The sequence below is a fragment of the uncultured Sunxiuqinia sp. genome (genome assembly GCF_963974515.1).
In the GTDB taxonomy this organism is placed as follows: Bacteria; Bacteroidota; Bacteroidia; order Bacteroidales; family Prolixibacteraceae; genus Sunxiuqinia.
This window is the reverse complement of sequence record NZ_CAXBDD010000147.1, coordinates 1-6,643: the sequence shown is the minus strand read 5'-3', so window position 1 is coordinate 6,643 and position 6,643 is coordinate 1. Positions and strand designations below refer to the sequence as shown.

Annotated in this window: 4 protein-coding genes; 2 read left to right on the top strand and 2 right to left on the bottom strand. The window is 46.8% G+C overall.

Annotated features, from left to right (window positions below):
- On the top strand, nt 1-2,274 hold a 2,274-nt coding region (locus AAC033_RS17805; protein ID WP_339740630.1), incomplete at its 5' end, for an alkaline phosphatase D family protein.
- A gap of 84 nt (nt 2,275-2,358) precedes the next feature.
- Nucleotides 2,359-4,272, top strand: coding sequence for a sulfatase (locus AAC033_RS17800; RefSeq protein ID WP_339740628.1), 1,914 nt, complete (start codon nt 2,359-2,361; stop codon nt 4,270-4,272).
- Nucleotides 4,273-5,047: 775 nt separating this feature from the next.
- Here AAC033_RS17800 and AAC033_RS17795 read toward each other — a convergent pair.
- Nucleotides 5,048-5,257 carry a hypothetical protein gene (locus tag AAC033_RS17795; RefSeq protein WP_339740625.1) on the bottom strand — a complete coding sequence of 70 codons (210 nt, stop codon included), beginning with the start codon at nt 5,255-5,257 and terminating at the stop codon, nt 5,048-5,050.
- 229 nt (nt 5,258-5,486) lie between these two features.
- Nucleotides 5,487-6,643: gliding motility-associated C-terminal domain-containing protein (locus AAC033_RS17790; RefSeq protein ID WP_339740623.1), on the bottom strand; the 1,157-nt coding region annotated here is incomplete at its 5' end.

Below are 6,643 nucleotides of genomic sequence, written 5' to 3'. Positions count from 1 at the left end.
ACCCATACGCTTTCAGCAGGTTCGGGCGAGTTTGAAGCCTCCGTGAAAATCAGCCTGACAAATGAAGGGACCGTCCCGGGATCTGCCGGGTTTTTGGTTGGATTGTACGATGAGGAAGATGCAGATGTCCGTGCCTTATGCTATTTCGGCGAAGGTGTTCATGCCGGAATTAGCCTTCAGGGTTTCGCTTTTTTGAATGATAAGCGGGCCGAACTGCCGGAGGACTTCGATTTTTCGGCCGTATCAATTACGGTTTCGGGAAATGACAGCCGTCTGAAGATGAAAGTGACGGATACAAACGGCAAAAGACCCGAAGAACTTTCCCTGGCTGTGGAAGGAATCCAGGGATTGGTTGCTGTTGCCAATAACATCGATTTAGGAGGAAACGAGAAACCGGGCAATTCCCGCTTCAGTTTCGACGATCTCATGCTTTCGGGTTCCAAAGTAGCCGAGCAAGCCGACAATGCTTTTGGCCCGGTGCTCTGGACCATGCAGACACTCAGTAAAGGCACTGTTAAAATGATGGCCATGCTGCCTCCCGTGGGTGAAAACGACAACCACGAAGCGAGCCTTCAACTCCAAGAAAATGGAACATGGAAAACTGTGGCTACCGAACAGATTAAACCGGTGTCGCACACGGCTGTGTTTAAACTGGAAAACTGGGATGCTTCAAAAGATGTGGCATACCGGGTGGAATACATTGAAAAAGGAAAGGATGGAACTGAAACACCGGAATATTATGCCGGCACCATTCGGAGAGACCCGGTGGATCGCCCATTAAGATTTGGCGGCTTGACCTGCCAGTTTACCTCGGGTTATCCCTATACGCCGCTGGTTGAAAACCTGACCAAACTGGAACCGGATATGCTCTATTTTTCCGGCGACCAGATTTATGAGCCCAACGGGGGTTATCCGATGAAACGCGAGCCGGTTGACGTTTCCATATTAAGTTACCTCGGAAAATATTATATGTTTGGCTGGGCATTTGGGGATTTAATGCGAAATACACCAACCATCTGCGTACCCGACGATCACGATGTCTTTCACGGAAACCTTTGGGGTGAGGGAGGAGTTCCAAAACCGGGCGGTGCCGGCAGTTCCGATACACGCGGTTTTATGCAGTCGGTTGAGATGGTGAACGTGGTAAACCGCACCCAGTGCGGACAGCTTCCCGATCCGTACGACCCCACACCCATTGAACAGGGAATGAGCGTTTGGTACACCGACCTGACTTACGGAAGGGTGAGTTTTGCCATCATCACCGATCGTATTTTCAAAACCGGTCCTGAAGCCGTTTCCGACTGGGAAGGCCGCCATGACCATATGCAGGAGCCCCGCGAAGATTTGTCGTTCCTCGATAAGCCGGGCGTGGAAATGATTGGCGAAAGACAGACTAAATTTTTGAATGACTGGGTGATGGATTGGGAAGGCGCCGACATGAAAGTATTGCTATCTCAAACGGTTTTTGCCAATGTGGCCACCCATCATGGAAGTCGCGAAAATTACCTTTACGGCGATCTCGACTCGGGCGGCTGGCCAAAATCGGGCCGTGATGAAGTTATCCGACTGATGCGAAAAGCAGCGGCATTCCACATCAACGGCGACCAGCATCTCTCTACCCTGGTTCAATACGGACTGGATGATTACCGCGACGCCGGGTGGAGTTTCAATACCCCGGCAATCTGCAACTTTTACATGCGGTGGTTTTTACCCGATGAGCTGGGCATTCCGGTTGTTGACCGGCCTGAGCACGGATATCCCAACACGGGCAAATACGAAGATGCCTTCGGAAACAAGAATTATGTGTATGCCGTTGGGAATCCGGGGGAAATTACCGTTGACAAGGAAAGCCGGTACGACAATGCACAAATCCGGGTTTCAGGGTTTGGATTGGTTACCTTCGACCAAAAAGAACGCACCATTGCTATGGATTCCTGGCGGTTTTATGCCGATGTTGAAAATCCCAATCCTGTGCGCGACCAGTTTCCGGGATGGCCGAAACAAATATCACAGTTCGATAATTTGGGAATGGGTGCTGAAAACGTTTTACCTGAAATTTCATTGAACCAGTCCAATCAGGTGATGCAAATCTGGAATGAAAAAACTGGTGAGCTGGCACAAGTTTACCGCATGAAAGGCAACACGGTGCAGCCAAAATTACATGAAGCAGGAACATTTAAACTGATTATTGGAGAAGACGATCATCTTAAAGAGATCACCGGCCTGAAAACTCAAAAAGGTGAAAATCCTGAGAAAGTTTTAGTTGAATTGTAGCAAGAGAAAGAATCAGCCTTATCAGCGGGAAAACAAAAAGTATCTCCCGCAGGATGCGCAGATAATCGCAAAAAAAGAATAACAATGAATAACAAAGCTCTTCTTTTCAGTCTGGTAACCATTCCTGTTCTGTTTTCCCAATGCACTTCATCGGAAGAACTGCCCAAGCCCAACATGCTTTGGATCACGATCGAGGATACTTCGCCCCAATTTATCGGGTGTTATGGCGATGAAAATGCCAGCACCCCGGTTATCGATCAGCTGGCCGAGGAAGGTGTCCGGTTTACCAATGCATTCTCCACCGGAACGGTTTGTTCTCCGAGCCGGACGGCCATCATCACGGGCGTAAAAACCTACCAGGCCGGAACCGGAAACCACCGCAGTAAATATCCTGTTCCGGAGTTCATGAAAGGGTTCCCGTATTACCTCCAACAGCAGGGTTATTACACCACCAACAATGCAAAAACCGATTACAATGTAGCGGGCGAAAAAGCGTTTATTGCCGAAGCCTGGAACGAAAGTTCAAACAAAGCAGGCTGGAGGAACCGTACACCCGGTCAGCCGTTTTTTGCAGTGTTCAATTACAACGAATCGCACCAGTCGCGCACCATGACAGAAACCTACGACTGGTACCTGGAAAATGTGCTCAACCATCTTTCGCCCGAAGAACGGATTGGCGAAAAGGATTTTGAAATGCCGCCCTTCTATCTCGACAGTCCCGAAATGCGAAAACAGTTTGCACGGGTCTATAATTCCATCAAACTAACCGACAACCGGATTGGCGAACTGCTGGCTCGCCTGGAAACCGATAATCTGAAAGACAGCACCATCATCTTTTTTTATGCGGACCATGGAGAAGGCATGCCACGCGGAAAAACCAACGGAATCAATTATGGCTACCGGGTTCCGTTTATCGTTTGGTTTCCCGAAATGTACAAACATCTGTCGCCGTGGGGAACAAGTGGCGTGGTTACAGATGAACTGATTGATTTTACCGACCTGGCTCCTTCTCTCATCAGCCTGGCCGGAGGCGAGATTCCTGAACATCTGAGCGGACGGCCTTTTTTGGGAGAAGAGCGTGTAGATCCGGTTGACTACCTGCACCTTTCATCCGATCGTTCGGATAATGGCATTGACATGGTGCGCACCGTGACTGACGGGAAGTATATTTATTCCCGAAATTACCTGCCGTTTATTTACGAAGCCCGCTACATCCGTTACATGGAGATTGGCCAGATCAAACAGCAGATGCGGAAGGATTTGGCCGAAAATAAGCTGAATCCGCTGCAGAAAAGCCTGTTCGAACCCCGTCCGGCTGAATTTCTTTTCGATATTGAAAACGATCTGTGGGAAACAAAAAATCTGGCCGATGACGCGGAATACCAACCGGTTTTGGAGAACATGCGAAATCTTTTAAAGCAGGAAGTGCTTCAATCGCGTGATGTGATGTTTTTACCCGAATATGAAATCGGCCTGCTTTCCGATACAACAACCGCGTATGAATTTCGGCTCGAAGAAGAAAACTATCCACTCGAAGAAGTCTATGATGCGGCTTCACTGGCAGGTTTTCGGGGAAAAGAGGTAGCCGCCAAACAGGTTGATTTTCTGAAAAGCCCCAATGCAATTGTTCGTTACTGGGCGATTCTGGGATTGCGAAGTCAAACGGAAGAAGATTTACAATCCTTTTCGGACGAAATTTTAAATTCGATGAAGGATCAATACCCACCGGTTGCCGTCACGGCTTCATCCGTTGCATATGAAATGTTTGCCGACAAAACAGCTGAAGACAAGCTAAAAAAGTTCTGTGCGCACGAGAATCTTCAGCTTTCCCTGATGGCCATCAATTATTTACTATACACTGAAAACCGCGAACCCTTTGTGGAAACCATCCGCGAAGTTCATCAGTTGAAAGATCGCGATTATAATGTGCGCGCTGCCTGCATGGATGTTTTGGGAAGTTTGGGGCTGGTGCCCAATAACCCGGATTACAGGGAATAAGAGCCATTTGACTTTTAGCTAAAGGAAAAAAATAAGCAAATGAGAAATTTAGTACTAACGACCACTTGTCTGGCCGCAGTTTCAGCCTGAACAACCAGCGAAAAATCGGCACCGAACGTGAAACCCAATATTGTTGTTTTTTAACTTAGGCTTGTTGCTTTTTGTTTGTATTTGAGGGAACTAAGACTGATGTGTACTTTTCTCGTTGTTCATCCTCAAAGCTGTCCCAATAGTGCTTGGTAGCCTTGCTGCTATAGTGCCCAAACTGGTCGTTAATAAACTCAATTGGTGCCCCGGATCGTTTTAAGATCGTATTGTACGAATGCCTTGCTCAATTGGAGGTAATATTCTCATTGATCATGACGTCTCTGTCGAAGTTCATCAAATTCTTTACTGTAACGATTGATATTAAAGCCAATTTTCAAGGATCGAGAATCCCGACAGCTCCACAAGTTGAAAATATACCAATTTGAAAGCCAGCATAATAAATGTGTTCGCTTTTGTTTTTAGTCAACACCTAGTCAACGACAAGAAAAATGGTGCAAAATTCCTTTTTCTCAAGCTTCAATTATCAATCATCAAGGGGTAATTCGGGAGTTTGCCGATTTTGAAATAGTTAAGCAATTTTTCAACAGAATACTTATCGGAGCAAATTCCCTGAATTTACAATCAAACAAGGAGCTGTGAAAAACCCTAAAAAAAGAACAAATGAGTAAACGATTGGGTGACGGAGTAAATTGCAATCAGCAACAATCAGTTTCAATGATTTGAACGACTAATCTTCTTGGCTGTTGCGCCTCAATACCCACACGGTAATTCCGGCAATCGTGATTAAGCTGCCTGCCAAGACGGCTAAATTCACATTACGTTGTACATTTCTTGCTTTGCTAAGCTGTTTCGAACCTATTCCTCTATCGGCAATAAAATTCTCCAGCTTTTTGATTCTTCCTTCTAAATCGGCTTTAATTTTCTCGTTAAATTCCATACTATTAGCGTTTTAAAGTTTGCGTCTGTCATTAGAACGCTCAGGAATTAAAATTGTTTGTTGTTTCGTTTGGTCATGTACCTCGAGAATTTCAGATCCTGTTCAGATGAGCGTAATTATCGGCAGGTGATTTCCACAACTCAGCTAAAACTCAAAAAAACATGTAAAAGCGAGACCTTCAACAGCTTTTTTTGATATCCGTGAATTCCGATCCGTTTGAAGGAACTGCTTAATACACCAAGGTAACTGTTCCATTTTGAGTTTGTTTTTCGCCTAGAAAATCCTGGTAAGCCAGCACCCAGGTGTAAACACCGGTGGGAGCAGCTTGTCCATTCTTCATTTTGCCATCCCAGCCAGTGAACTCATCTTTTGCTTCAAAAATGCGTTCGCCCCAACGGTTAAAAATTTGTAGGTGGTAGCCTTCTTCTAAAACACCGTCGTGCCGGACGATGAACACCCGGTTTTGCGGATTCGAACTGTTTGGATTGAATGCGTTGGGTGGAAAAATCCGGTCTGGGACAACAAAAACCTTCCGTGTGGTTGTGTCAGCGCAGTAAAATTCATTTTCAGCGATCAACTCCACTTCAAACCAACCCATTTTATTGTAGCTGTAGCCGGGACTTTCATCTTCGGAAAAACCAATGGAGTCGCCAAAATTCCAAGAATAATAACTTGCGGCTTCACTTTGGTTTTCAAATTGAATTTTTGGCTCCAGTATATTGACTTCGGCAGGATTCGGTTGGAAAGCAGCGGTTGGCTTGGGGAAAACGCGAACCATCTGATCAAGCCAACTGGTATCGGCACATCCGGTCAGACTTGAGATGGCGGCCGCAGAAATGACCAACTCCTGATCGGGCGCATCGAAACGGCGAAATGGGGCATCCGACTCAGCCTGGTAGTCCGCGTCCTCGCCAAAGGCCCACGAATAGCTCAGCTCATCGACCGGATCGACTGGCAAGGCCTGAAAGTTCACTTCGAGCGGCGAGCATCCTTCCAGCACATCAGCAGCGATTTGTACCCAAGGTTTACGCTTAATCGGATAAACTTCTGAATCACTCTCGCATCCGTGTTCGGTGGTAATTTGCAAACCAATAACGGCTTGCGGTTTATTGATTAAGCTGACTTCAAATGGTCCTTGCGAGCTTCCCGGGTCGGTTATAACTTCCTCCGGATCCAAAGCCGACAAATCCCAGTGGTAAGTATCCTGCGGGTTGGCAGAGCCAGTGTAGCGCACTTCAAACTGGTGATCGAAACAGGAATCCGCATCGAGTGACGTCTCAACGGTCGGGACCGGCCGCACCTTAATCAGTTCTTCCATTAGCCCGTAATTCTCGCAACCTTCGTCCGAAACAATCCGCAAGCCCACATCATAAACGCCATCCTCAA